Genomic DNA, 25,044 nt, shown 5'->3' with positions numbered 1-25,044 from the left:
GCACTTCCCAACACACTCATTCGCCATAATTATCCTTAACGCCTTATAAAACAATAACCTTATCATTTATATGGATTATAGTGATGATGACCTCTTCGCGTTTTACTCGCTGGTTAACGTTATTTGCGCTGGCTGCGACGGTGGCGGTTACGCTTCCTGCCCGCGCAAACACCTGGCCTCTCCCGCCTGCTGGCAGTCGTGTCGTGGGAGAAAACCGCTTTCATGTCGTTGAAAACAATGGTGGTTCGCTGGAAGCCATTGCCAAAAAATATAACGTTGGGTTCCTGGCACTGCTGCAGGCTAACCCAGGCGTTGATCCTTACGTACCGCGAGCAGGCAGTGTGCTGACCATTCCGCTGCAGACTATTTTGCCGGACGCGCCGCGCGAGGGGATTGTGATTAACCTCGCCGAACTTCGCCTTTACTATTATCCACCGGGTAAAAATGAAGTGACCGTCTACCCTATCGGCATCGGCCAGTTGGGGGGTGATACGCTCACGCCGACGATGGTGACCACCGTGTCGGATAAACGTGCCAACCCAACCTGGACGCCAACGGCTAACATTCGTGCACGTTATAAAGCACAGGGAATAGAACTGCCCGCGGTTGTACCGGCCGGGCCAGATAACCCGATGGGGCATCATGCGATTCGCCTGGCGGCGTATGGCGGTGTTTATCTGCTGCACGGAACGAATGCGGATTTCGGTATCGGGATGCGCGTCAGCTCTGGCTGTATTCGCCTGCGGGATGATGATATCAAGACCCTTTACAAGGTGATTACGCCTGGCACCAAAGTGAACATTATCAATACGCCGATTAAAGTCTCTGAAGAGCCCGGAGGAGTGAGACTGGTCGAAGTCCACCAACCATTATCGAAAAATATTGATGATGATCCGCAAACCCTGCCGATTAACCTGAATGCGGCTATGGCGAGCTTCAAAACGAACATCAATACTGACGGACTGGTTATGGCGCGTGCGATGGAAGTGCGCTCCGGGATACCGACCGATGTCACGCGGCATCATGACGTGACGCAACAGTCGATGTAAGACACAACGAAAAACGCCCTGCTCATGCAGGGCGTTTTTTTAGCAGTGGCAAAAATGAGGGTTTATGCCGGCTTATTTGTAGATAACTGCAGTACCGTGCAGAGTGTTCGGACCGGTCACAGAGGTGATACGGAAGGATTTTGCACCCATCGCGTCAGCTTTTTGTGCCAGTTGATCTTCCAGAGAACCCAGGTTAGTCCCCGCGCTTGCGGAGATGGTGCCGACTTTATGCTGGTCAGCCGGAGTTGATTGCACTTCAACAGCAGCAAAACTTGCGAAAGAGAGTGAACTCAGTACAGCGGCAGCGATCAGGGTTTTTACGTTTTTCATGATTTTTACCTTTAGGCAGATGAATTTTAGGTCGCTAGTTATTTACTTAACGATCGATAGGTAAATGATAGATGTGATCTGCATCACACGTCAATATCTTTTTATAACGACCGTTAAATTAATTTTAATTTCGTTTATTTTCATACCCATATGATTAATTTATTTTTAAGCAATGAGCGCTGGTCGCGGCTGTGGATTATTTTTATAATGATCATTCAACAAACCAACAGAGGACCAACGGCAAATGACAACCGATGTCACGAGTTGCGCGAAGAAAAGCCGTGGCCGACCAAAAGTGTTCGACAGGGATGCGGCGCTCGATAAGGCCATGACACTCTTCTGGCAACATGGGTATGAAGCGACTTCACTTTCCGATCTGGTGGAGGCTACCGGTGCCAAAGCACCGACGCTGTACGCGGAATTCACCAATAAAGAAGGGCTTTTCAGAGCCGTGCTGGACAGATACATCACCCGTTTCGCGGCCAAACACGAAGCCCAGCTGTTCTGTGAAGAGAAAACGGTTGAACAGGCGCTACGGGACTACTTCACGGCTGTCGCAACCTGTTTTACCAGCAAAGACACACCGGCGGGCTGCTTTATGATCAACACCTCCGCCACCCTCGCGGCCTCGTCTAAAGAGATCGCTAATACGGTGAAATCGCGTCACGCTATGCAGGAGGAGACGCTGAGCACGTTTCTGGCCCAGCGCCAGCAGCGTGGTGAAATACCGGCGCAGTGTCGTCCACAGGAGCTGGCGCAATACCTGAGCTGTATTTTACAGGGCATGTCGATCAGCGCCCGTGAAGGAGCGAGCCTGGAGAAACTGCAGGGTATTACGCAGACGACCCTGCGTCTGTGGCCCGAACTGCTTAAATTCTGATCGTCCGGGCGGTTCGCCGCCCTTCCTCACTGCTCCCCCACCTCTCTTTTCATCATTACCCTTTTATTTTCTCAGGTTGATAATGATTTTTATTATCGGCAGTATTCGCATTTGCATTTTTTTATTTGTTAGACAATGACCTGCCAATAAAAGAGCGAATGCTCAATAAGGAATGATGATGAAGAAAAACCTCTGGGTGCTCAACCCAATATTGCTGTCTATCGCAATGCCGCTGTATGCCGAACAAACCAATGAAGAGAGCCTGGTCGTCAGCGCCAACCGTAGCCACCGCACGGTGGCCGAAATGGCACAGACCACCTGGATAATAGAAGGCCAGGAGATTGAACAGCAGGTTCAGGGCGGCAAAGAGTTTAAGGATATTCTCGGGCAGTTGATCCCAGGGATGGATGTCAGCAGCCAGGGGCGTACCAATTACGGGATGAATATGCGCGGTCGCGCCATCGTGGTGCTGGTGGATGGTGTACGCCTGAACTCGTCGCGCACCGACAGCCGTCAGCTCGATTCTATTGACCCCTTTAACGTCGATCACATCGAAGTCATCTCCGGCTCAACTGCACTTTATGGTGGTGGCAGTACGGGTGGCCTGATCAATATCGTGACTAAAAAAGGTCAACCGGAGACGGAAGTCGATCTGGAACTGGGCAGCAAAACGGGGTTCAACAATAGCAACGACCACGACGAACGTGTGGCGACCGCCGTCAGCGGAGGGAACGACCACGCATCCGGTCGTCTTTCCATTGCATATCAGCGTTTTGGCGGCTGGTATGACGGGAACGGCGATGCCCTTACCTTTGATAACACTCAGACAGGGTTACAGCACTCTGACCGTCTCGACGTGATGGGAACCGGCACCATTGAGATTAACGAGACGCGGCAGTTGCAGGTGGTGACCCAGTACTATAAAAGCCAGGGTGACGATGATTACGGGCTATATCTCGATAAAAACATGAGCGCCGTCACCGGGAATGGAACAGCCCGCACCCGCAGTGGTTTTAGCTCCGACCGCATTCCGGGGACAGAGCGTCACCTGATCAGCCTGCAATACTCGGATGCCGATTTCTGGGGGCAGGAGCTGGTCGGGCAAATTTACTATCGCGACGAATCCCTGCGTTTCTATCCCTTCCCTACCCTGGATAAGGACAAGAACGTCACCAGTTTCGCGGCCTCAGAGCAGAACACCGATCAGTACGGCGCAAAACTGACGTTGAACAGCACGCCGCTTGATGGCTGGCAGATCACTTGGGGTATTGATGCGGATCACGAAGCCTTTGATTCCAACCAGATGTTCTTTGATCTGGCAAACTCGGTTCCGTCCGGTGGGATGAACAACACATCTGTTTACACGACCGGCCGCTATCCGGGATATAGCATCACAAACGTTGCGCCGTTCCTGCAAAACAGCTACGACATTAACGATATCTTCACCCTGAGCGGCGGCGTTCGTTATCAGTGGACTGAAAACCGCGTAGACGACTTTATCGGCTATTCACAGCAACAGGCGATTGCCAATGGCAACGCGACATCGGCTGACGCGATCCCTGGCGGTAAAACCGATTACGACAATGTGCTGTTTAACGCCGGGCTTCTTGCGCATCTTACGGAGCGTCAGCAGGTCTGGTTTAACTTCTCCCAGGGCGTGGAACTGCCCGATCCGGGCAAATACTACGGTAACGGTTCTTATGCAAAAGCCGATGCCCAGGGCCATCTCGCGCTGCTGAAAAGCGTGAACCCGAATGATGCCAAACTCGAAGGCATCAAGGTCGATTCTTATGAGCTGGGCTGGCGCTACACCGGCAATAACCTGCGTACCCAGATCGCGGCTTATTACTCTCTGTCTGACAAATCTATCGACATCAATCGCAGCGACATGACCATTGACGTGAATTCACTGAAGCGCCGTATCTATGGCGTGGAAGGCGCAGTGGATTACTTTATCCCTGACAGCACCTGGAGCGTAGGGGGTAACATCAACGTGGTGAAATCAGAAATCAAAACTGACGGATCGTGGGAAAAATGGGATGTCACTCAGGCGTCACCGTCGAAAGCCACAGCCTACGTTGGCTGGGCACCGGAGCCATGGTCGCTGCGCCTTCAGACACAACAAACCTTTGATCTTACCGATGCAGCCGGGAATAAAATCGATGGCTACAACACGGTTGATTTCCTGAGCAGCTACCAGCTTCCGGTGGGCAAATTGTCGTTTAGCATCGAAAATCTGCTGGATAAACAGTACACCACCGTCTGGGGCCAGCGCGCGCCACTACTCTATAGCCCAACCTATGGCAACGCCGCGTTATATGAGTATAAAGGACGCGGGCGTACCTTTGGTCTCAACTACGCGCTGACTTTCTGAGCAAAAAAAAGCTCCTCAGCCTGAGCGTCTGAGGAGCTAAGTTCAGAGAACCGCTTTTTTTACACGTTGTTATTCAGTACCAGCTGGCCATTGCCGTCCAGCGGGATCTGTGTGCCAGGGTCCTTATCCATACGAATTTTTCCCTGCTGGTCACCAATTTTGTATGTGACATCGTAACCCAGCATTTTTTCCGACTTGTCATAGACCGTTTTACAGCGCTGCTGAGTCGTCGTGTAAGTGTCGTTATTCTGCATTGCGCCCTGCACCTGGTTACCGGCATAACCACCACCCAGTGCGCCAACCACGGTCGCCACATCTTTACCACGGCCACCGCCAAACTGGTGACCGATTACGCCACCTGCTACCGCCCCCAGAACAGACCCGGCGATGCGGTTTTCATCCTGTACCGGACGACGATGAGTGACAGAAACATTACGGCACTCCTGGCGAGGCGTTTTTACCGTCTCTTTAATTGGTGTGGCAGAAACAACCTGTGCGTACTGCGGGCCGCGATCAAGCACATTGAGACTGGCAACCGCAGCCACACCTAACGCAGCAGCTACGCCAATCCCTATACCCGCCAACATTGATTTATTCACGGGACTTCCTCCTTTGTTGCTATTGGTAACAATTTTGCAATGAAGGAGAGTCGTCGCCAATCAGATAAAGGATCAAAAAAAGGGCGTACAAGGGGGGATATATCGTATTTAAGAGAACTCTTAAGCACCCAATCGAAGATGAGCAGCACGATATGCTAAAAAAACCCTCCGGAGGGCCCGGAGGGAGTCAAAGATTAGTGCAGTTTGAGGCGCGGACGGATCACGCGGTTGATTCTGCCAACCAGCATCATCAGGCCGGTTTTAAAGTATCCGTGCAGCGCAATCTGGTGCATACGGTACAGCGAGATGTACACAAAGCGCGCGATGCGCCCTTCTACCATCATGGAGCCGCGCATCAGGTTACCCATCAGGCTGCCCACGGTGGAGAAGTTAGAGAGCGAGACCAGTGAACCATGGTCTTTATAGACATACGCTTTCATCGGCTTGCCTTTGATCTGCGCCAGAATGTTATGCAGTACAAGGCTTGCCATCTGGTGAGCGGCCTGAGCACGTGGCGGGACAAATCCGCCTTCCGGACGGGCACAGGATGCACAGTCGCCGATTGCGTAAATTTCCGGATCACGCGTGGTTTGCAGCGTCGGCTCGGTCACCAGCTGGTTAATGCGGTTGGTTTCCAGCCCGCCGATGTCTTTCATGAAATCAGGGGCTTTGATTCCCGCCGCCCAGACCATCAGGTCCGCTTCAATGTACTCGCCATCTTTGGTGTGCAGGCCGCCTTCGTCCGCGCTGGTCACCATGGTTTGCGTCAACACGCGTACACCCAGTTTGGTCAGCTCGCTGTGCGCTGCACCAGAAATACGCGGAGGAAGCGCAGGCAGAATACGTTCGCCCGCTTCTACCAGCGTGACGTTCAGCGCGTCGTTCGTCAGCCCTTTGTAACCGTAGCTGTGCAGTTGTTTCACTGCGTTATGCAGCTCAGCAGACAGCTCAACGCCCGTCGCACCACCGCCCACAATGGCGATGTTTACTTTGCCGTTCGCACCCATATTACTGGTGTATTTCAGGAACAGGTTTAGCATTTCCTGATGGAAACGACGCGCCTGATGCGGATTATCGAGGAAGATGCAGTGCTCTTTCACGCCCGGCGTATTGAAATCGTTTGAGGTGCTGCCCAGCGCCATCACCAGCGTGTCGTACGGCAGTTTACGCTCAGGCACCAGCAGTTCGCCTTTGTCGTCACGCAGCTCAGCAAGCGTAATGGTTTTGCTTTCGCGATTGATGTCCACCACTGAACCCAGCTGGAACTGGAAATGGTGATTGCGTGCATGCGCCAGATAGCTCAACGCGTCCACACCTTCATCCAGCGACCCCGTCGCCACTTCATGCAGTAACGGTTTCCACAGGTGACTATGGTTGCGATCCACCAGCGTAATTTTGGCCTTCTTGCCGCGACCCAGCTTTTTACCCAGCTGTGTCGCCAGCTCCAGCCCGCCAGCACCACCGCCTACAATCACTATCTTTTTCAATGGCGTAGTCAACGTGACCCCCTCAAATTATTAACCAATTGTTAATTAAAAGTTATAAAAATAACCCTTAATTAACAACAGGTTACAGCACTGAAACCATTCAGGTGCATTGAGAATAACACGTCAGGCGCATTGGTCATACCAAAATTGATATGCATCAAGTTTTGATGGCTTAAAAGTAGACAAATCTGACGAAAAAGAAAGCCCGGCACGCGTTCGCGGCCGGGCCTGAGGAAAGGTGAGACGTTTGTTAGCCCAGCGTTTTAAAGGCTTTGATGCGCTGCAGGTGCGGAGAGATATTCTTGAATTTGTGGGTCTGCTCTTCATCCCAGACAATTTCATAAAAATGGTGCAGCAAATCCGCCGCACGCGTGCTGCTGAGCGCTTCGTCGTTACGGGAGAGGATCACCAGACAGCGATCGCGATTTTTTTCACGGAAGTTACTGACGCATTTTGTCGCGATGTCGGCATACTCCTCCGGGCGGTCAATCTTGCCTTCCATGTTCTCATTCGGGAACAGGTTCGGGTTGAAAATCACCTGACGAATATCGCACAGGAACCCGATGCGCTCAGCCCAGTATCCCCCCAGCCCCACGCCGCAAATTAGCGGGCGATCGTCGACGTTAAGCTGCAGCATTTTGTCCACTTCTTTCAGCAAATGCTGCATATCATGTTTCGGATGGCGCGTGCTGTAGCTGATCAGCCGAACATCCGGATCGATAAACTGCAGCTGCAGCACCTTCTCATGATTACCAGGACTGTTTGAATCAAAACCGTGTAAATAGATGATCATTGTCTTCTCACCACGCTACGCCTTCCGGGAGGGATCACAGGCTGGCTTTATGTGCCTGCCAGCGCTCGTTTAGCGCCTCCAGCTGGGCATTGATCGTTTTCCACCGCGCCGAGCCGATCAGCTCCTGACGGCTAAATGAACCTTTATGATACAATTGTGTAACACGCTCAGCATTGATCGGCGACAGGTTATCCAGCACGCTGACCGCTCCCTTACGATTATTACAGACCAGGATCATATCGCAACCTGCATCCAGCGACGCCTGACCACGCTCCGCATAGCTGCCCATAATCGCCGCCCCTTCCATCGACAAATCATCAGAAAAAATGACGCCGTTAAAACCCAATTCCTGACGAAGCACGGTTTTCAGCCAATGCGGGGAACCGCTGGCCGGACGCGGATCGACATCGCTGTAGATCACGTGCGCGGGCATAATGGCGTCCAGCTTGTTATCCGTGATGAGGGAACGGAACACCGACATATCTTTAGCGCGGATCTCTGCCTCAGGGCGCGGATCGCGCGGTGTCTCTTTGTGGGAATCTGCGGTCACTGCACCGTGTCCCGGAAAGTGTTTTCCGGTAGTTTTCATTCCTGCATCGTGCATACCGTCAATGAAGCGTGTCGCCATCGCCAGCGCAATTTGCGGATCTTCATGGTATGAGCGTTCACCAATCGCGGCACTGATATGACCGACATCCAGTACCGGCGCGAAGCTGATGTCGATATCCATCGCAATCATCTCGCTTGCCATCAGCCAGCCCGCATCCTGCGCCAGTCTGCCGCCCTCTTCGGTGCCCAGCAGTGCTGCAAAAGATTGGGCTGCGGGTAAGCGGGTAAAACCGTCGCGGAAACGCTGGACGCGTCCGCCTTCCTGGTCAACCGCCACCACCAGGTGGTTGCGTGAAGCCGCGCGGATCTGGCGAACCAGTTCACGCAGTTGCTCCGGATCGTGATAGTTGCGGGTAAACAGAATCAGACCACCAACCAGCGGGTGCGCCAGAATCTCACGCTCTTCCGCATCCAGCTCATACCCTTCCACATCCAACATAACTGGACCCACACGAACCTCTCTTATCCTTTCGTTTGTAACTGACGCCAGACGTCATCTGCCAGCGCGATAAATTGTTTGTCTTTTGACTGTTGAAAGCGCATTTCAAACCAGCCCGCCATCAGCATTAGTACCCACGGACGCCAGCGCCGGACCTGGCGCGAAAGCGTTAACGCATCCATTTGCGCACGGCGGGCGTAATCCCTGATCAGGCGCGCGCGCGAGGTGTCATCGGGCATCCACACCGCCGCCAGCTCAAGCGCCACATCCCCGTCTCCGGCATATTCCCAGTCAATGAGTTTCTCGCCCGTCGGGGTGTGAACGACATTGCCGGCATGAACGTCCATATGCAGCGGTGCTAACCGCAACGGCTGCGGCTCACCGGCTTTGCGTAACTGCTTCAGTTGCGCCAGCCAGTAAGGCGTTCGTCTGCGAGGTGATGATTGCTGCCAGTACTGTTCCAGTAAAGGCAGCAGCACAATGCGCCAGCCCAGACGCCGTTGACGATGCAGATGATACAGCATGGCAGCAAGCGTTGGGGTATCCGGTAACACGCTTTTGATCTCGCCCGCAAGATACTCCACGGCCATCCAGTCCCGTATAAAAAAACAGGGCTGTGGCACGAGATCCGCCGGAAGACGCCTCAGCGCACGGAACTGGCGGCGAAAATAGGAAGCGGGTGCCGTGGCATCGTGATGCTGGCGTAACACCAGACGATGCCCGCCCCGCTCAATAATGCAACTCGCGCCGCCAAGCCCGGAATGGGCCTGCGGCGCGACAAGACGGTACTGAGGAAAATAACGCGTCAGGACATCGTCACGCGTGTGATTATTGTTGCGTAACGGCACCTTTACCTGACCAGATAATCTCGCCTGTCTGAACCAGCATCAACTGCATCTGCAGCGCCGGGGTATTCACATTGCCGGTGGCGTTAGAGTAAAGCACATACTGCGCGCCAACGTTACGGGCAATACCGATCGCTTTGCTGCGAGAGCCGAGGCTATCCTGTGGCGACAAGCCCAGCTGTTGTTTAGCCACCGCCAGCTGCTGCGCAGAAACCAGCGTAAATTTACCGTTATTTGCCAGCGCATTACGCAGGGTTTCCGTTGCTTCACCCGCATTCAGCGAACCGTTTGTGCGGTTATTTACGCTATCCACCAGCAACACGCTGCCCGGCGTAACACCTTGTGCCTGTAGCATTTTACCCACCATCGGTTGCATTGCGCCGTTCCAGTCATAGTGGCGCACGCGCGGCGTGGGTTGCGCCGTTTCATCCTGATGCTCAATCGGACCAGGCTGCGCCGGAATGGCTGGAACAGAGGGCACCGTTGGCACAGGTTGTGTCGGCTGTGTCGGTTGTTCCGTCCCCGGTTTCGCCTCTTCCACCGGAGCAGGCTGTTCCGTTCGCGTCACACACCCTGCAAGGAAGAGTGCAAACGCACTCAGGAGCGCATAACGGCTCATATTTTTAATCAAGATTCACTCCTTACAGATAAAGATAAAGTCTTACCTTATGAGCACCCAGGAAGTTGGCACTGCCATAGAGCGTGACCGACGATCTTGCCGGTATCGTTACGCTGCGCGGCGCTTCAAGCGGGTGCATTTCAAGACCTCTTACGTCGTACCAGTAGAAACGGTAATGTAGCGTAACGGGCTCATGTCTTTCGTTATAGAGCGTAGAGGAGGCAGAAGGCTGGATTTCGCCGATCGTCAGCGAAGGTTGCTCTGCCGTGATGCCAGCCGCAAGCACGGAGGACTCCATCACCAGCGTCTGTTCATCGCTGACCGGGATCGCAGGACGCGTACTGCACCCCACCATCACCAGCGTCATCATCAACGCCGCAATACGCCCTCTTAACATGTCAAAGACCTTTATGTGCAAGCATCGGTCCCAGCGGACGCCCGCCCAGCAGATGCATATGAATATGGTAAACTTCCTGACCGCCATGACGGTTGCAGTTCATGATCAGACGATAACCGTCTTCAGCAATGCCTTCCTGCTCAGCGATTTTCGCTGCCACCGTAAGCATACGGCCTAATGCCACTTCATGCTCGGTTTTCACATCATTTACGGTAGGAATCAGAATATTGGGAATGATAAGGATGTGCGTCGGTGCCTGCGGTGAAATGTCCCGGAAAGCCGTCACCAGCTCATCCTGATAGACGATATCCGACGGAATTTCGCGGCGGATAATTTTACTGAAAATGGTTTCTTCAGCCATGGCCTTTTCCTTTTATGTTTAATCTGGCGTGGTGCGTTCGCGACTAGCACACATCGTCTGTATTGCTGTGTGACGCAATTCAAGAGTATGAGCGACTTTCTCCTGTCCTTTCAACCTTCTCCCGCGATTTCTTTCCTGTTTGTACACCGGCTGGCTGGAGAGTAACCACCGACACATGCTTACACACTGAAACCTTATTTCAAAACCGTCTGAAACATCTGTTTACAGCGCTAATCACAATGCGTATATTTCGCATTTGCATTTACATGCGCATTTTTAACATAGAAAACGACCTCAGCCCGTGCTAGCGGGACTGACGCACACAACTTTCACCATTCATTAAGGGTTTGATGATGTCTTTCATTAATCATACCAGGGATGGGCAACGTCAGCCTGTCGCAACACCTTCGTTGCTGGCAGCCTGCATTGCTATGGCATTGACGCCTACTATAAGTTTTGCCGCTTCTGAGACAGAAGATACTGTCGTTGTTGATGGCGGTTTTGATAACGCGCAGGACCCAACAACCAGCCAGGATCAGGACTACAGCGTCAAAACCACCACCACCGGCACCAAATTGCTGCTCGTACCGCGCGATATTCCGCAGTCCGTCAGCGTGATTAGCCAACAGCGTATGCAGGACCAGGAGCTGAACACCATCGGGCAGGTTCTGGATAACACAACTGGCGTCAGCGCCTCCCGCATTGATACCAGCCGTACTAACTTTTACGCACGTGGTTTCTTCATAAGCAACTTTGCCTATGAAGATATGCCAACATTCCTCGATAACCGCTGGAACTTTGGCGATACCGCGGGTGATACGGCAATCTACGATAAAATCGAAGTAGTACGTGGCGCAGCGGGATTGATGAGCGGTACAGGTAACCCTTCCGCTTATGTCAACATGGTGCGTAAACATGCCGACAGTAAAGCGTTTAAGGGATCGGTATCCGCCACCTATGGTAGCTGGGACAAACAGCGCTACGTGCTGGATCTGCAGGCTCCGCTGACTGAATCAGGCAATGTGCGTGGCCGCGTCATCACGGGTTATCAGGATAATGATTCCTGGGTTGAGCGTAACCACTATCGCAAGAAGTTTATTTATGGTGTGGTTGATGCCGACCTGACTGACTCGACTACGCTCTCCGTGGGTTATGACTACCAGGAAAGTGAAGAAGATAGCCCAACCTGGGGCGGCTTCCCTTCCCTGTTTAGCGATGGCAGCAAGACACATTTCCGTCGCGGCTTTAACACCGCAGCCGACTGGACGTATTCCAATAAGGACTCAACGAAAGTCTTTGCCAACCTGACTCAACGTTTTGATAACGGCTGGGAAGCGAAGATTAACGCCATGCATGCTGAAACGAACTTCGACAGCAAGCTGATGTACATTGATGGTTACCCGGACAAAACGACCGGCTTGTACGATGCCTCCCTCTATCAGGGCGCATGGGGCGGCTGGAACCGCGGTGAGCGTAAACAGGACTCGGTGGATGCATTCGTTCGTGGTGGATACGATCTGCTGGGGCGTCAGCATGAGCTGATGCTGGGCGGTAGCTATAGTCGTCAGCGTAATAACTATGACAACTCTTATCCGGTCAATGACAATTACGGTCTGATGGATGTGGGCAGCATCTACGATTATAACGGTAAACTGGCCGATCCCGCCTGGTCTGATTTTGCGCTTTACCAGCGTGACGTGATTCGTCAGAAATCAGTGTATGCCGCCACGCGCCTTTCCCTGGCCGACCCGCTTCACCTGATCCTGGGCGCACGTTATACCGAGTGGAGCGCCAAGTACAATCTGGAGCGTAAGCCGGACGAGATCCGCAACGCGAAGTTTGATGACGTTACCCCTTACGCCGGGCTGATTTACGATATTGACGATACGTGGTCGGTCTACACGAGCTATACCTCTATCTTCCAGCCTTCCGGCCAGCGCGATATCAACAGCAAGTTTATCGATCCAACGACCGGGAAAAGCTATGAAGCTGGCGTGAAAGGTGACTGGTTCAACACCCGACTGACCGCCTCCCTCTCCGTCTTCCGCATCGAACAGGACAATGTTGCGGTGAATACCGGCGTCACCATCCCTGGCTCCGGCGGACAAAGCGCATATAAATCGATAGATGGTACGGTGAGCAAAGGCGTAGAGTTTGAGCTGAACGGCGCATTGACCGACAACTGGCAGTTGACCTTCGGCGGCAGCCGCTACATTGCGGAAGATGAAGACGGCAATGCGGTTAACCCGCAGCAGCCTCGCACGACGCTTAAGCTGTTCACCCGTTACCAGCTTCCAATGCTGCCTGAGCTGACGGTTGGCGGTGGTGCCCGCTGGCAGAATAAAACCTGGTATGACTTCGAAACGCCGGGTCCCAATGGCGTTAAGAAGATCACTCAGGATGGTTATACCGTCGTGGATCTGTTTACCCGCTACCAGGTCACCAAAAACTTTGCGATACAGGGCAACCTGAACAACGTCTTCGACAAAGAATATTATGACTATCTGGGAACCTACGGCGTCTATGGGGCACCGCGTAACTTCTCCGTAAGCGGAAGCTACAGTTTCTAAGTTATCAGCAACGACAAAGGGAGCCTGCAGGCTCCCTTTTTTATATGAAGATTAACACCCGTAAAAAAGGCAGCCATTCGGCTGCCTTAGTCTCCCCAGGTCACAACTTAGTTGTTGCGGATGTACTCATCCATTTCTGTTTTCAGGTTATCGGATTTCGTACCGAAGATAGCCTGAACACCAGAACCTGCAACAACAACGCCCGCTGCACCCAGTTTTTTCAGGCCAGGCTGGTCAACTTTTGCCACGTCAGCAACGCTCACACGCAGACGAGTGATACACGCGTCCAGGTTAGTGATGTTTTCTTTACCGCCGAACGCTGCAACCAGAGCCGGAGCCATTTCGCTGGTCGCGCCAGCTTTAGTGTCTTCAGACGCATCTTCACGGCCTGGGGTTTTCAGGTCCAGTGCTTTAATCAGCACGCGGAAGATGGTGTAGTACACAACGGCGTAGCACGCACCCACGATTGGGAACAGCCACAGTTTGCTGCTGTTACCGGACAGAACGATAAAGTCGATCAGACCGTGAGAGAAGGACGTACCGTCACGCATACCCAGCAGGATACAGATTGGGAACGCCAGACCCGCCAGAATCGCGTGAATGATGTACAGAATCGGCGCAACGAACATGAAGGAGAACTCGATCGGCTCGGTGATACCGGTCAGGAACGAGGTCAACGCTGCGGAGATCATGATACCGCCCACTTTTGCACGGTTCTCTGGTTTAGCAGAGTGCCAGATTGCAATTGCCGCGGCTGGCAGGCCGTACATTTTGAACAGGAAGCCACCAGACAGTTTACCTGCAGTTGGGTCGCCCGCCATGTAACGTGGGATATCACCGTGGAATACCTGACCTGCTGCGTTGGTGAATTCACCAATCTGCATCTGGAATGGAACGTTCCAGATGTGGTGCAGACCAAATGGCACCAGGCAACGCTCGATGAAGCCGTAGATACCAAACGCCACAACCGGGTTCTGGTAAGCAGCCCACTGAGAGAAGGTCTGGATAGCGGAACCGATTGGTGGCCAGATGAAGGACAGGATCACGCCAGTGAAAATCGCGGCCAGACCAGAGATGATCGGAACGAAACGCTTGCCCGCGAAGAAGCCCAGATACTCAGGCAGCTTGATGCGATAGAAGCGGTTGAACATATACGCTGCAATCGCACCGGAGATGATACCGCCGAGAACACCGGTATCAGCCAGGTGTTTCGCTGCGATCTCTTCAGCAGGTAAATGCAGAACCAGCGGCGCAACCACAGCCATGGTTTTCACCATGATGCCGTAAGCGACAACGGCGGCCAGAGCGGATACACCGTCGTTATTGGTAAAGCCCAGAGCAACACCGATCGCGAAGATCAGCGGCATGTTAGCAAAAACAGAACCGCCTGCTTCGGCCATCACATGGGAAACTACGGCTGGCAGCCAGCTGAAGTTAGCAGAACCGACACCCAGCAGGATACCTGCGATAGGCAGTACGGATACTGGCAGCATCAGCGATTTACCGACCTTTTGCAGGTTAGCAAATGCATTCTTAAACATAATTGAGAGTGCTCCTGAGTATTTGTGCTTTTTTTTACGCTTTTCACGCATTGGCACGGGGGGAGTACCGTGCCGTGGACAGGACATCTAAGCGCCCTTTATTTATTACACAGAGTAAAATAAATCCCTCTGAGTTTGTTTGACGGCTATCACGTTTCAGCTTAAGACGGCCAAAAAACTTTCAGTTATTTACAAAAATCATGTCTGGATGTGTCTAAAAACACCATCACCGCCCCAAATGAGGCGGTGAACTTTACTCGCTTTGTTTATTAATTACGAGCCTAAAAAAAACAGGTGTATCAGACAGATTGCAGGCGGGCGGGGTCAATGTGAAACAGGCTGGCGAAGTTTTCCGTCGTGGCGCGGGCAAGCTCATCAATGCTAACGCCCTTCAGGACAGCCATATATTCAGCCACATCTCTCGTCATGGCTGGCTGATTTTCTTTACCGCGGTGCGGCACCGGAGCCAGATACGGAGAGTCTGTTTCCACCAGAATGCGATCGAGCGGGACATAACGTGCAGCATCACGCAGTTGTTCAGCGTTACGGAATGTCACGATCCCCGAAAACGAGATATAAAACCCTAAATCAAGCAGCTTACCCGCCGTTTCTCTGTCTTCTGTGAAACAGTGTAGTACGCCCCCGCAATCCGTCACCTTTTCTTCCCGGAGGATATCAAGGGTGTCGGCACGCGCATCACGGGTATGCACGATGACAGGTTTGTTCAGCTCGCGGCCAATGCGGATATGGTTGCGGAAGGATTCCTGCTGACGCGGTTTAGTTTCCGGCGTGTAAAAATAGTCCAGCCCGGTTTCACCCATCGCGACCACGCCCTCTTCTGCCGCCAGGCGACGTAAATCGTCTACGTTGTACTCTTCATCCTGATTCAGCGGATGCACGCCACAGGAGAAGACGACGTTATCACGCACGCCTACCAGCTCACGCATGGAACGATATCCGGGCAGCGTGGTAGCAACGGCAAGGCAAAATTTCACATCGCGGGCGGCAGCTTTTGCCAGCACGTCATCGACGTTTTTATGCAGGGATTGATAATCCAGGCCATCAAGATGGCAGTGTGAGTCGACTAAAAACATAATGTCTCTCTCAGAGATGGGAAACAGGCGGTATCACGCCTGGTTGCAGGTAATGTTCAATACGCAGTAACCGATCGGTCAGTAAAAGCTCGCGATTAAGACCGACCACTGTCAAAAGTTGTTCGCGACTGTGGCAGACATCATGAAGGATAGCGCGCAAAGCCGTTCCCGACAGGCGATTTGCCAGGGTATTCAGCAAAGGCCAGACGTCGAGGTTTGTCAGTAGCGTCGCTCCTTGCTGGAGTTTAAGCGCATCCAGAAGTAAGGCCGCCAGCCAGTGTAAGCGTTCGGCCGCCTGATCGCTGTTCAGCGCAGGCAGTAAACTCAGCCAGTCACGGCTGTCCAGGGCCGATTCAACCGCGCGACAGATCGTCTCGCGCTGTGCCCAGATGTCAGGTTGCAGCAATGCCAGCGCTGCTGCAGGTGCGCCGCTGCACAAGCGCAGAGCGGTCAACACCGCATCTTGTGACATTGTCACTTCTCGTTCAAGCCAGGCCAGCGCCCATGCTTCCTGGGGTACAGCAAGGTGGTGAAGCCGGCAACGGCTGCGCAATGTAGCCAGTAATCTTCCCGGTTCGCGGCATGACAGGAAGAACCAGGTTTTTTCCGGCGGTTCTTCAAGCGTTTTCAACAGTGCATTAGCTGCTGCTTCTGTCAGCAGTGCGGCATCTTTCAGCCAGACCACTTTTGCGCCGCCCAGACGCGCGTGCTCGTACAGTTTTTCACTGACCTCACGCACCGCATCAATGCCGAGCGTACTTTTGCCTTTCTCAGGCTCCAGCGTGTAATAGTCCGGATGCGTGCCCGCCTGCATCAGCTGGCAGCCGCGGCATTTGCCACAGCTTTTGTGCCCTTCCGGCTGCTGGCACATCAAAAAACGGGTGATGGCGTAGATCAACGCCTCATCGCCCATTCCCGGCAATGCCTGAATCAGTAACGCATGATGCCCCCGCCCCGCCTGATAGCTGTTGATCAGCTGTTCAAAGTGCGGGCGCAACCATGGATACCATTTCATGCCTGCTGCTCCTGTAACCACTGTGTGACCGTTGCCTGAATGTCACGCGTAACATCGTCCAGAGATTGCGTCGCATCAATGGTGCGAATCGAACGATCCTGTCCCGCCAGTTCAAGATAGCGCGCGCGGGTGCGATTAAAGAAATCGAAGGATTCCTGCTCGATGCGGTCCAGCTCTCCGCGCGCGCGGGCGCGCTTCAACCCCACTTCCGGCGTCACGTCGAGATAAAGCGTCAGGTCTGGACGGAAATCGCCCAGCACTGCGTCGCGCAATGTCGCGAGCATCGTCTGGTCAATACCACGACCACCGCCCTGATACGCCTGCGTCGACAGGTCGTGACGGTCGCCAATCACCCATTTGCCTTCCGCCAGCGCAGGCTTGATGACCGTCTCCACCAGTTGTACACGCGCCGCGTAGAACATCAGCACCTCGGCTTTGTCAGTAATCACCTCGTCGCCAACGGATTTGATATCCAGCACCAGGCTGCGCAGTTTTTCAGCCAGCTGCGTGCCACCCGGCTCTCGGGTGAAAACCATCTCCGCGACACCCAGCGATTTCAGCGTATCAACCACCACATTGCGGGCCGTGGTTTTACCCGCCCCTTCGAGTCCCTCAATGACAATGTATTTACTGCGCATTTTTTTCCTTAAGTGCCTTCAGATAGTCCTGAACAGAACGATTATGGCTGGCAAGGTTGGTGTTAAAGGTATGCCCCCCTTTTCCGTCAGCCACAAAATAGAGATACGGTGTTTTTGCCGGGTGTGCAGCGGCTCGCAATGAGGCTTCACCTGGCGTCGCAATCGGACCTGGCGGCAGGCCGTTAATCACGTAGGTATTATACGCCGTTGGCGTCTCCAGATCTTTTCTGGAAATTTTGCCGCTATAACGCTCGCCCATCCCGTAGATCACCGTTGGGTCGGTTTGCAGACGCATGCCAATGCGCAGGCGGTTGATAAACACGGAGGCAACCTGGTCACGCTCGGCGGCAACCGCCGTCTCTTTTTCGATGATGGAGGCCATCGTGACAAACTGGTTTTGATCTTTATACGGCAAGCCATCTGCCCGACCTTCCCACGCTGACGCTACCGCTGCGACCATTTTTTTATGCGCACGCTTGAGAATCGCCACATCCGTGGTGCCTGCCGTGTACATCCAGGTATCAGGCCAGAACCAGCCCTCCACCCACTCAGGATGTTCAAATTTCAGTACCTCGGCCACCGTCTCGTAGCGATCATCTTTTAGCGTGTGTTTGATATAAGGCGCATCACGCAACTGTTTGAGGTAATCGCTCAGGCGCATACCTTCAACAAAACGCAGCGGGAACTGAGCCTCTTTACCGCTCTCCAGCAGTTGCAGCATTTCTCTGACGGTCATGCCAGGCGTAAAGCGATAGGTTCCGGCCTTAAAGTGCGACAAATCAGGCTCAATACGCAGCAACCATTGGAATACCCGCGGGCGGTTAATAATCTTGTCACCATAAAGCTGTTCGCCAAGCGCCTGACGCCCGGTGCCTGCTTTAAGGGTAAAAATCGTCTCGTCTTTAATCAGGATCTTACTGTCCGCCAGTTGGCGAACCTTCCACACTCCCGCTCCGCCAGCGATACCCAGCACAACAATAAGGAGGAGGACAAAGCGCAACATTTTCTTCATGACTATCTGGTTTGCTCACATAACGGGGCTAAAAACTGAAACAGTTCGCGGGATGACCAGCACAGGCGATCATAAGCGCGAACGGGCACCACGGGCATCAGCGCATTGCAAATAACAACTTCATCCGCTGACAGGAGCGCCTCTTCCCTTGCGCTCACTTCGACAACGTGAAAGCCAGAGTGTGCCAGCTGTTGCAAACAAAATTGACGCATAATGCCGTTTACACCGGCCTGTTTCAGCGAAGGCGTGAAGACATCATGTCCTTTACGCCAGAGTAAATTAGCCGCACAGCATTCCGTAATGAACCCTTCGCTGTCAAGGACCAGTGCCTCGTCAGCGTCCGTCTGCTCAAGATGAGTACGAATAAGCACCTGTTCAAGCCGGTTGAGGTGTTTTAATCCTGCAAGCATCGGATTTCTTCCCAGGCGTACCGGGCTTAACGCCAGCGTAATGCCATCATGTCGCCAGCGGGCATAGTGGGCCGGGTAATCAGAAACAGAGAGAATTCTCGTCGGATGTTGGCAACTGGCACTGCTGTAGCCCCGGCCACCGCTCCCGCGACTGATAATCACTTTTAACACACCGCTGACTTTAGTTGACGCAAGCTGGCGCATTTCACGCTGAAGCGTCTCCCACTGAATGAAGGGGATCAGCAATTTTTCGCAGGTATGTTGCAGACGCAGGATATGGGCATCTGGCAGGCATACCTCTCCGTTGAGGATGCGGGCCGTTGTGAAGCAGCCATCGCCAAACTGAATCGCCCTGTCGCTTGCAGGCAGAAAATCGTGCTCAAGGCCATTGATTAAAAACATGATGTCTCCCGATGCGTGGGGGTTCAGTCTGGCAGGATGTCTTTGACCGGACAAGGGGATTACGCTTAATAAAAAAGGCCCGACATGCGGACCTTTTTTAATCGCTATCGTGCAGTCAGGCTCAGACCTTTTTGAAGATCAGAGAGCCGTTCGTGCCACCGAAGCCGAAGGAGTTACACAGGGTGTACTCCATACCGCTAACCTGGCGTGCTTCGTGTGGAACGAAGTCCAGATCGCAACCTTCATCCGGGTTATCCAGGTTGATGGTTGGCGGAACAGCCTGATCGCGCAGCGCAAGGATGGAGTAGATAGACTCTACCGCACCCGCCGCACCCAACAGGTGACCGGTCATGGATTTCGTCGAGCTCACCATTACGCGGCTGGCAGATTCACCGAAGATAGACTTAACAGCCTGCGCTTCTGCTTTATCGCCTGCCGGAGTAGACGTACCGTGCGCATTGACGTAGCCAATCTGAGCGGGTGTGATACCCGCATCGCGAATGGCATTCGCCATTGCCAGCGCAGCACCCGCACCGTTTTCCGGTGGTGACGTCATGTGGTAAGCATCGCTACTCATACCGAAACCAACGATTTCAGCATAAATTTTCGCACCGCGTTTTTTAGCGTGTTCGTACTCTTCCAGTACGATCATGCCCGCACCATCGCCCAGCACAAAACCATCACGGTCTTTATCCCACGGACGGCTCGCCGCCTGAGGGTTATCGTTGCGGGTAGAGAGCGCACGCGCTGCACCGAAGCCACCGACACCCAGTGGGGTACTGGCTTTTTCGGCACCGCCCGCCACCATAGCATCTGCATCGCCGTATGCGATCATACGCGCGGCCTGGCCGATGTTATGTACGCCAGACGTACAGGCTGTTGCGATGGAAATGCTTGGACCACGCAGGCCATACATGATGGTCAGGTGACCCGCCACCATGTTAACAATCGTGGACGGAACAAAGAACGGGCTGATCTTACGCGGGCCGCCATTCATCAGCGATGTATGGTTTTCCTCGATCAGACCAAGACCGCCAATCCCGGAGCCGATAGCAGCGCCGATACGGGTTGCGTTCTCTTCCGTAATTTCAAGGCCAGAATCCTGCATGGCCTGAACGCCAGCGACAATTCCATATTGAATGAAGGCATCCATCTTGCGCTGTTCTTTGCGCGAGATGATCTCTTCACAGTTAAAATCCTTTACTAAGCCAGCAAATTTCGTTGCATAGGCGCTAGTATCGAAATGGTCGATTAGGCTGATGCCGCTCTGACCGGCAAGGAGAGCTTTCCAGGTGGACTCTACGGTATTGCCGACAGGAGACAACATGCCAAGTCCGGTCACAACTACACGACGCTTAGACACGTTTGTCCTCCAGGGAGGGATAAAAAAAGATATTCGTGGGACTAAAAAAGATAAAACTCAGGCGGTCGAATGACCGCCTGGAGATGTTCACTTACGCCTGGTGACCGTTGATGTAATCAATGGCAGCCTGAACGGTGGTGATTTTCTCAGCTTCTTCGTCCGGAATCTCAGTATCAAACTCTTCTTCCAGAGCCATTACCAGCTCAACGGTGTCAAGAGAATCTGCGCCCAGGTCTTCAACGAAGGAAGCGGAGTTCACAACTTCTTCCTGCTTAACGCCCAGCTGTTCGCCGATAATTTTCTTAACGCGTTCTTCGATAGTGCTCATACTCTTAAATTTCCTATCAAAACTCGCTTTCGCGATGGTTTTCGTAGTGTATAAAATGTTGAAAAATTTGCAACTAAATCCCGGCAGGTCTTACCACGATTTTACGTTATTTTGAGGCCAACCCCTACAATAACGCAAATATTTTTCATCGTGGTTAAACCATGTACATCCCGCCGTTGACGTGGAGGGTCTCACCAGTGATGTAACCCGCTTCGTCAGAGGCTAAAAATGCAACCGCGCTGGCGATTTCTTTAGGGTCACCAAGACGACCCGCCGGAACTGCCGCCAGCGTACCCGCACGCTGATCTTCAGTCAGCGCACGCGTCATGTCCGTTTCAATAAAGCCCGGAGCAACAACGTTTACAGTAATCCCGCGGGACGCGACTTCACGCGCCAGCGATTTACTGAAACCAATCAGACCTGCTTTCGCCGCAGCGTAGTTAGCCTGACCAGCATTTCCCATGGTACCAACCACAGAACCAACAGTGATAATGCGACCATGACGCTTCTTCATCATAGCGCGCATTACCGCTTTTGACAGACGGAATACAGATGACAGGTTGGTTTCGATAATATCGTTCCACTCATCATCTTTCATTCGCATCAGCAGGTTGTCGCGAGTGATCCCGGCATTATTGACCAGAATATCCACTTCGCCAAACTCTGCGCGAATATTTTCCAGAACAGATTCGATAGATGCAGGTTCGGTCACATTCAGTACCAGACCTTTGCCGTTCGCACCCAGATACTCGCTGATGGCCTGAGCGCCCTTCTCGCTGGTTGCAGTACCGATCACTTTCGCGCCGCGCGCAACCAGTGTTTCAGCAATTGCACGCCCGATACCACGGCTTGCGCCGGTGACCAGTGCGATTTTTCCTTCAAAACTCATGGTATTCCTCTTTTATTGCGAGAGTGCCGCTGACAGTGCTTCCGGCTCGTTAATTGCCGAAGCCGTCAGGGTGTCAACAATACGTTTTGTCAGACCGGTGAGGACCTTACCAGGGCCGACTTCATACAGATGCTCAACGCCCTGTGAGGCCATAAACTCAACGGTTTTGGTCCACTGTACCGGGCTGTAGAGCTGGCGAACCAGTGCATTACGGATAGCCTCTGGCGCAGTTTCGCATTTCACATCGACGTTATTCACAACGGAAATCGTCGGTGCGTTGAAGGTGATTTTTTCCAGTTCAACCGCCAGTTTATCAGCAGCGGGCTTCATCAGCGCACAGTGCGAAGGTACGCTCACTGGCAGCGGCAGAGCACGTTTCGCACCCGCGGCTTTACAGGCAGCCCCCGCACGTTCAACCGCTTCTTTGTGACCGGCGATAACCACCTGGCCTGGCGAGTTGAAGTTCACCGGAGAGACGACCTGACCTTCGGCGGATTCTTCACACGCTTTTGCAATAGCGGCATCATCAAGGCCGATAATGGCAGACATACCACCCGTTCCTTCCGGCACCGCTTCCTGCATGAATTTACCGCGCAGCTCAACCAGACGTACCGCGTCCGCAAACGCGATCACGCCTGCACATACCAGCGCAGAGTATTCACCCAGACTATGGCCCGCGAGCAACGCTGGCGCTTTGCCGCCCTGCTGCTGCCAGACACGCCACAGCGCAACGGAGGCGGTCAGCAACGCTGGCTGAGTCTGCCAGGTTTTGTTCAGCTCTTCGGCCGGGCCCTGCTGAGCCAACGCCCACAGATCATAACCCAGCGCGTCGGACGCTTCACGGAAAGTCTCTTCGATTACCGGATAATTTGCTGCCATTTCAGACAACATCCCAACGGTTTGAGATCCCTGACCGGGAAACACAAAAGCAAATTGCGTCATCTTTTAGTCCTTATACTAGAAACGAACCAGCGCGGAACCCCAGGTGAAACCACCACCGAAGGCTTCAAGCAAGACCAGTTGGCCCCGTTTGATTCGTCCATCGCGTACCGCTTCATCAAATGCGCACGGTACAGACGCCGCAGAGGTGTTGCCGTGACGATCGAGGGTCACAACAACGTTGTCCATTGACATGCCCAGTTTTTTAGCCGTCGCGCTGATGATGCGCAGGTTCGCCTGATGCGGCACCAGCCAGTCGAGCGCGGTGCGTTCAAGGTTATTCGCTTCCAGCGTTTCGTCAACGATGTGCGCCAGCTCGGTCACGGCCACTTTGAACACTTCGTTACCTGCCATTGTCAGGTAAATTGAGCTGTCCGGATTAACGCGATCGGCGTTCGGCAGCGTTAACAGTTCGCCATAGCGACCGTCAGCATGCAGATGCGTGGAGATGATACCCGGCTCTTCGGACTGCCCCAGCAGTACCGCACCCGCGCCATCACCAAAAATAATGATCGTACCGCGATCGGTTGGATCACAGGTACGTGCCAGCACGTCGGCACCAATGACCAGTGCATACTTCACGGAACCGGATTTAACATACTGATCGGCAATGCTCAGCGCGTAGGTAAAACCTGCGCAGGCAGCGGCAACGTCAAACGCCGGGCAGCCTTTAATACCCAGCATGTTTTGCACCTGGCACGCCGCGCTTGGAAACGCATGCGTGGCAGACGTCGTGGCGACCACGATCAAACCAATCTCTTCTTTATCGATCCCAGCCATCTCAAGCGCGCGCTGTGCGGCTTCGTAACCCATGGTGGAAACCGTTTCGTCTGGCGCGGCGATACGACGTTCACGGATACCTGTGCGCGTGACAATCCACTCGTCAGACGTATCTACCATTTTTTCCAGATCGGCGTTGGTTCGCACCTGTTTTGGCAGATAGCTGCCGGTACCAATAATCTTCGTATACATGTACGCTCAGTCACTTTTAGCTAATACAGATTCCAGGCGAGCGGCAATCCGCTGAGGGACTTGTCGCTGCACCGCCTGCACTGCCTGTTCAATCGCGACGGAAAATGCTCGCTGATTGGCAGCACCGTGACTCTTAATCACAATGCCGCGCAATCCTAACAGACAGGCGCCATTATACTGGTCGGGGTTGAGGTGACTGAATCGCCGCGTCAGGCTTTTTTGTAACCAACGCTTTAATAAAATCAGCCACCAGGACCTTTTTTTCCCCTCTCCCTGCGATTTCAGCAGAGAAAGAAACATTCTCACCACCCCTTCCATGGTCTTCAACGTTACGTTTCCGGTGAAGCCATCGCAGACCAGGACATCCGTTTTGCCCGTCAGCAACTCATTAGCTTCGAGATAACCAATATAGTTGATGGAGGGCACCTGTTTGAGTATTTCCGCAGCATCGCGAATACTGTCCAGGCCTTTCGTCTCTTCTTCACCAATATTCAGTAATGCAACGCGGGGGGAGTTGATCCCGACCACTTCTTCTGCCAGCACCGACCCCATAACGGCAAACTGAGCCAGCATTGTACTATCACAATCAACGTTAGCACCCAAATCGAGCACCACCGTTTTGCCCTTTTGTTGATGCGGTAATACCGTCACCAGCGCCGGACGCTCAATACCCTCAATGGGCCTGAGCAGTAATTTCGACAGCCCCATCAGCGCGCCGGTATTCCCCGCACTGACGCAAGCCTGCGCTCGCCCTTCTTTCACCAGCTCCAGCGCGATGCGCATAGAGCTGCCGCGGCTATTGCGAATAGCCTGCGAGGGGCGCGCATCACTGGCAATAACTGACTGCGCAGGAATAATCTGCAGACGTGAACGTTGTTCGAAGTCAGCTTTTGCAAGTAATGGCGTGATTGTGTCGGGATTGCCGACTAAAAGAAGTGTGAGTTGCGAATTAGAATCCAGTGCCTGCAATGCTGCAGGCACTGTCACGGAAGGGCCAAAATCTCCCCCCATGACATCTAACGCCAGGGTTAGACGTGTCAAGGTATCGTCGCAGCCTGGTTCGGTAAATTCCCCGTTTGCACGGGGAGT

At 53.3% G+C, this 25,044-nt stretch carries 25 protein-coding genes; 4 read left to right on the top strand and 21 right to left on the bottom strand.

Annotated features, from left to right (window positions below; genetic code table 11):
• Nucleotides 1-83: 83 nt before the first annotated feature.
• Nucleotides 84-1,049: a L,D-transpeptidase LdtC gene (ldtC, locus tag EoCCA6_RS20555; protein ID WP_152084228.1), complete on the top strand. Its 966-nt coding sequence runs from the start codon at nucleotides 84-86 to the stop codon at nucleotides 1,047-1,049.
• Nucleotides 1,050-1,121: 72 nt separating this feature from the next.
• On the opposite strand, the gene bhsA is transcribed toward ldtC, so the two are convergent.
• On the bottom strand, nucleotides 1,122-1,379 hold the full coding sequence (bhsA, locus tag EoCCA6_RS20550) for a multiple stress resistance protein BhsA (RefSeq protein WP_152084227.1): 258 nt from the start codon (nucleotides 1,377-1,379) through the stop codon (nucleotides 1,122-1,124).
• Between the two features lie 244 nt (nucleotides 1,380-1,623).
• On the opposite strand from bhsA, the gene comR reads away from it, so the two are divergent.
• The gene (comR, locus tag EoCCA6_RS20545; protein WP_152084226.1) at nucleotides 1,624-2,259 is read left to right on the top strand and encodes a TetR family copper-responsive transcriptional repressor ComR; all 636 of its coding nucleotides are present in this window, start codon (nucleotides 1,624-1,626) and stop codon (nucleotides 2,257-2,259) included.
• Nucleotides 2,260-2,437: 178 nt separating this feature from the next.
• Nucleotides 2,438-4,633 (top strand): TonB-dependent siderophore receptor, encoded by a 2,196-nt coding sequence (locus EoCCA6_RS20540; protein WP_152084225.1) that lies wholly within the window; start codon nucleotides 2,438-2,440, stop codon nucleotides 4,631-4,633.
• A gap of 59 nt (nucleotides 4,634-4,692) precedes the next feature.
• Here the strand turns inward: EoCCA6_RS20540 and EoCCA6_RS20535 are convergent, their stop codons facing one another.
• From EoCCA6_RS20535 to hinT, 8 genes are all read right to left on the bottom strand, one after another.
• Complete coding sequence (locus EoCCA6_RS20535; protein WP_152084224.1) at nucleotides 4,693-5,232, bottom strand: glycine zipper 2TM domain-containing protein; 540 nt, start codon at nucleotides 5,230-5,232, stop codon at nucleotides 4,693-4,695.
• A gap of 194 nt (nucleotides 5,233-5,426) precedes the next feature.
• The gene (locus EoCCA6_RS20530) at nucleotides 5,427-6,731 is read right to left on the bottom strand and encodes an NAD(P)/FAD-dependent oxidoreductase (RefSeq protein ID WP_152084223.1); all 1,305 of its coding nucleotides are present in this window, start codon (nucleotides 6,729-6,731) and stop codon (nucleotides 5,427-5,429) included.
• Nucleotides 6,732-6,969: 238 nt separating this feature from the next.
• Nucleotides 6,970-7,512: an alpha/beta hydrolase YcfP gene (gene ycfP, locus EoCCA6_RS20525; protein WP_152084222.1), complete on the bottom strand. Its 543-nt coding sequence runs from the start codon at nucleotides 7,510-7,512 to the stop codon at nucleotides 6,970-6,972.
• A gap of 34 nt (nucleotides 7,513-7,546) precedes the next feature.
• The gene (gene nagZ / locus EoCCA6_RS20520) at nucleotides 7,547-8,572 is read right to left on the bottom strand and encodes a beta-N-acetylhexosaminidase (RefSeq protein WP_152084221.1); all 1,026 of its coding nucleotides are present in this window, start codon (nucleotides 8,570-8,572) and stop codon (nucleotides 7,547-7,549) included.
• A gap of 11 nt (nucleotides 8,573-8,583) precedes the next feature.
• Complete coding sequence (thiK, locus tag EoCCA6_RS20515) at nucleotides 8,584-9,408, bottom strand: thiamine kinase (protein WP_152084220.1); 825 nt, start codon at nucleotides 9,406-9,408, stop codon at nucleotides 8,584-8,586.
• Nucleotides 9,389-10,033 (bottom strand): penicillin-binding protein activator LpoB, encoded by a 645-nt coding sequence (gene lpoB, locus EoCCA6_RS20510; RefSeq protein WP_198440051.1) that lies wholly within the window; start codon nucleotides 10,031-10,033, stop codon nucleotides 9,389-9,391. Before lpoB ends, thiK begins: the two co-directional genes overlap by 20 nt.
• A gap of 13 nt (nucleotides 10,034-10,046) precedes the next feature.
• The gene (locus tag EoCCA6_RS20505) at nucleotides 10,047-10,421 is read right to left on the bottom strand and encodes a YcfL family putative periplasmic lipoprotein (protein ID WP_152084218.1); all 375 of its coding nucleotides are present in this window, start codon (nucleotides 10,419-10,421) and stop codon (nucleotides 10,047-10,049) included.
• A gap of 1 nt (nucleotide 10,422) precedes the next feature.
• Nucleotides 10,423-10,782 (bottom strand): purine nucleoside phosphoramidase, encoded by a 360-nt coding sequence (hinT, locus tag EoCCA6_RS20500; protein ID WP_006809243.1) that lies wholly within the window; start codon nucleotides 10,780-10,782, stop codon nucleotides 10,423-10,425.
• Nucleotides 10,783-11,135: 353 nt separating this feature from the next.
• Here hinT and fhuE point away from each other — a divergent pair, with 353 nt between their 5' ends.
• Nucleotides 11,136-13,352: a ferric-rhodotorulic acid/ferric-coprogen receptor FhuE gene (fhuE, locus tag EoCCA6_RS20495; protein ID WP_152084217.1), complete on the top strand. Its 2,217-nt coding sequence runs from the start codon at nucleotides 11,136-11,138 to the stop codon at nucleotides 13,350-13,352.
• A 107-nt stretch (nucleotides 13,353-13,459) separates the two neighbouring features.
• Here fhuE and ptsG read toward each other — a convergent pair whose 3' ends face one another.
• From ptsG to plsX, 12 genes are all read right to left on the bottom strand, one after another.
• Nucleotides 13,460-14,893: a PTS glucose transporter subunit IIBC gene (gene ptsG / locus EoCCA6_RS20490; protein ID WP_152084216.1), complete on the bottom strand. Its 1,434-nt coding sequence runs from the start codon at nucleotides 14,891-14,893 to the stop codon at nucleotides 13,460-13,462.
• Between the two features lie 299 nt (nucleotides 14,894-15,192).
• Nucleotides 15,193-15,987 (bottom strand): metal-dependent hydrolase, encoded by a 795-nt coding sequence (locus EoCCA6_RS20485; RefSeq protein WP_152084215.1) that lies wholly within the window; start codon nucleotides 15,985-15,987, stop codon nucleotides 15,193-15,195.
• 10 nt (nucleotides 15,988-15,997) lie between these two features.
• On the bottom strand, nucleotides 15,998-17,002 hold the full coding sequence (gene holB / locus EoCCA6_RS20480; protein WP_152084214.1) for a DNA polymerase III subunit delta': 1,005 nt from the start codon (nucleotides 17,000-17,002) through the stop codon (nucleotides 15,998-16,000).
• The gene (tmk, locus tag EoCCA6_RS20475) at nucleotides 16,999-17,640 is read right to left on the bottom strand and encodes a dTMP kinase (protein ID WP_152084213.1); all 642 of its coding nucleotides are present in this window, start codon (nucleotides 17,638-17,640) and stop codon (nucleotides 16,999-17,001) included. The genes holB and tmk overlap by 4 nt, the downstream gene beginning before the upstream one ends.
• Nucleotides 17,630-18,652: a cell division protein YceG gene (gene yceG / locus EoCCA6_RS20470; protein ID WP_152084212.1), complete on the bottom strand. Its 1,023-nt coding sequence runs from the start codon at nucleotides 18,650-18,652 to the stop codon at nucleotides 17,630-17,632. Before yceG ends, tmk begins: the two co-directional genes overlap by 11 nt.
• Before the next feature lie 2 nt (nucleotides 18,653-18,654).
• Complete coding sequence (gene pabC, locus EoCCA6_RS20465) at nucleotides 18,655-19,464, bottom strand: aminodeoxychorismate lyase (RefSeq protein ID WP_152084211.1); 810 nt, start codon at nucleotides 19,462-19,464, stop codon at nucleotides 18,655-18,657.
• Nucleotides 19,465-19,585: 121 nt separating this feature from the next.
• Nucleotides 19,586-20,827 (bottom strand): beta-ketoacyl-ACP synthase II, encoded by a 1,242-nt coding sequence (fabF, locus tag EoCCA6_RS20460; protein WP_152084210.1) that lies wholly within the window; start codon nucleotides 20,825-20,827, stop codon nucleotides 19,586-19,588.
• 91 nt (nucleotides 20,828-20,918) lie between these two features.
• Nucleotides 20,919-21,155, bottom strand: coding sequence for an acyl carrier protein (gene acpP / locus EoCCA6_RS20455; protein ID WP_003857954.1), 237 nt, complete (start codon nucleotides 21,153-21,155; stop codon nucleotides 20,919-20,921).
• 154 nt (nucleotides 21,156-21,309) lie between these two features.
• Nucleotides 21,310-22,044: a 3-oxoacyl-ACP reductase FabG gene (gene fabG, locus EoCCA6_RS20450; RefSeq protein ID WP_152084209.1), complete on the bottom strand. Its 735-nt coding sequence runs from the start codon at nucleotides 22,042-22,044 to the stop codon at nucleotides 21,310-21,312.
• Nucleotides 22,045-22,056: 12 nt separating this feature from the next.
• Complete coding sequence (gene fabD / locus EoCCA6_RS20445) at nucleotides 22,057-22,986, bottom strand: ACP S-malonyltransferase (protein ID WP_152084208.1); 930 nt, start codon at nucleotides 22,984-22,986, stop codon at nucleotides 22,057-22,059.
• A 15-nt stretch (nucleotides 22,987-23,001) separates the two neighbouring features.
• Nucleotides 23,002-23,955, bottom strand: coding sequence for a beta-ketoacyl-ACP synthase III (locus EoCCA6_RS20440; RefSeq protein WP_152084207.1), 954 nt, complete (start codon nucleotides 23,953-23,955; stop codon nucleotides 23,002-23,004).
• Nucleotides 23,956-23,961: 6 nt separating this feature from the next.
• Entirely contained in the window at nucleotides 23,962-24,996 is a 1,035-nt protein-coding gene (gene plsX / locus EoCCA6_RS20435; protein ID WP_152084206.1) for a phosphate acyltransferase PlsX, read from the bottom strand.
• Nucleotides 24,997-25,044 lie beyond the last annotated feature (48 nt).

The organism is Enterobacter oligotrophicus (assembly GCF_009176645.1).
In the GTDB taxonomy this organism is placed as follows: domain Bacteria; phylum Pseudomonadota; class Gammaproteobacteria; order Enterobacterales; family Enterobacteriaceae; genus Enterobacter; species Enterobacter oligotrophicus.
Note: the sequence above shows the minus strand (reverse complement) of the source record. Positions and strands in the feature narration are given on the sequence as shown.

What these genes read in the sequence shown, in the direction of transcription:
- holB (WP_152084214.1), bottom strand. Translation starts at nt 17,002, where the DNA reads ATGAAATGGTATCCATGGTTGCGCCCGCACTTTGAACAGCTGATCAAC.
- ptsG (WP_152084216.1), bottom strand. Translation starts at nt 14,893, where the DNA reads ATGTTTAAGAATGCATTTGCTAACCTGCAAAAGGTCGGTAAATCGCTG.
- comR (WP_152084226.1), top strand. Translation starts at nt 1,624, where the DNA reads ATGACAACCGATGTCACGAGTTGCGCGAAGAAAAGCCGTGGCCGACCA.
- pabC (WP_152084211.1), bottom strand. Translation starts at nt 19,464, where the DNA reads ATGTTTTTAATCAATGGCCTTGAGCACGATTTTCTGCCTGCAAGCGAC.
- hinT (WP_006809243.1), bottom strand. Translation starts at nt 10,782, where the DNA reads ATGGCTGAAGAAACCATTTTCAGTAAAATTATCCGCCGCGAAATTCCG.
- EoCCA6_RS20440 (WP_152084207.1), bottom strand. Translation starts at nt 23,955, where the DNA reads ATGTATACGAAGATTATTGGTACCGGCAGCTATCTGCCAAAACAGGTG.
- EoCCA6_RS20505 (WP_152084218.1), bottom strand. Translation starts at nt 10,421, where the DNA reads ATGTTAAGAGGGCGTATTGCGGCGTTGATGATGACGCTGGTGATGGTG.
- ldtC (WP_152084228.1), top strand. Translation starts at nt 84, where the DNA reads ATGATGACCTCTTCGCGTTTTACTCGCTGGTTAACGTTATTTGCGCTG.
- fabD (WP_152084208.1), bottom strand. Translation starts at nt 22,986, where the DNA reads ATGACGCAATTTGCTTTTGTGTTTCCCGGTCAGGGATCTCAAACCGTT.
- ycfP (WP_152084222.1), bottom strand. Translation starts at nt 7,512, where the DNA reads ATGATCATCTATTTACACGGTTTTGATTCAAACAGTCCTGGTAATCAT.
- fhuE (WP_152084217.1), top strand. Translation starts at nt 11,136, where the DNA reads ATGTCTTTCATTAATCATACCAGGGATGGGCAACGTCAGCCTGTCGCA.
- EoCCA6_RS20485 (WP_152084215.1), bottom strand. Translation starts at nt 15,987, where the DNA reads ATGTTTTTAGTCGACTCACACTGCCATCTTGATGGCCTGGATTATCAA.
- EoCCA6_RS20540 (WP_152084225.1), top strand. Translation starts at nt 2,438, where the DNA reads ATGAAGAAAAACCTCTGGGTGCTCAACCCAATATTGCTGTCTATCGCA.
- acpP (WP_003857954.1), bottom strand. Translation starts at nt 21,155, where the DNA reads ATGAGCACTATCGAAGAACGCGTTAAGAAAATTATCGGCGAACAGCTG.
- bhsA (WP_152084227.1), bottom strand. Translation starts at nt 1,379, where the DNA reads ATGAAAAACGTAAAAACCCTGATCGCTGCCGCTGTACTGAGTTCACTC.
- tmk (WP_152084213.1), bottom strand. Translation starts at nt 17,640, where the DNA reads ATGCGCAGTAAATACATTGTCATTGAGGGACTCGAAGGGGCGGGTAAA.
- fabG (WP_152084209.1), bottom strand. Translation starts at nt 22,044, where the DNA reads ATGAGTTTTGAAGGAAAAATCGCACTGGTCACCGGCGCAAGCCGTGGT.
- yceG (WP_152084212.1), bottom strand. Translation starts at nt 18,652, where the DNA reads ATGAAGAAAATGTTGCGCTTTGTCCTCCTCCTTATTGTTGTGCTGGGT.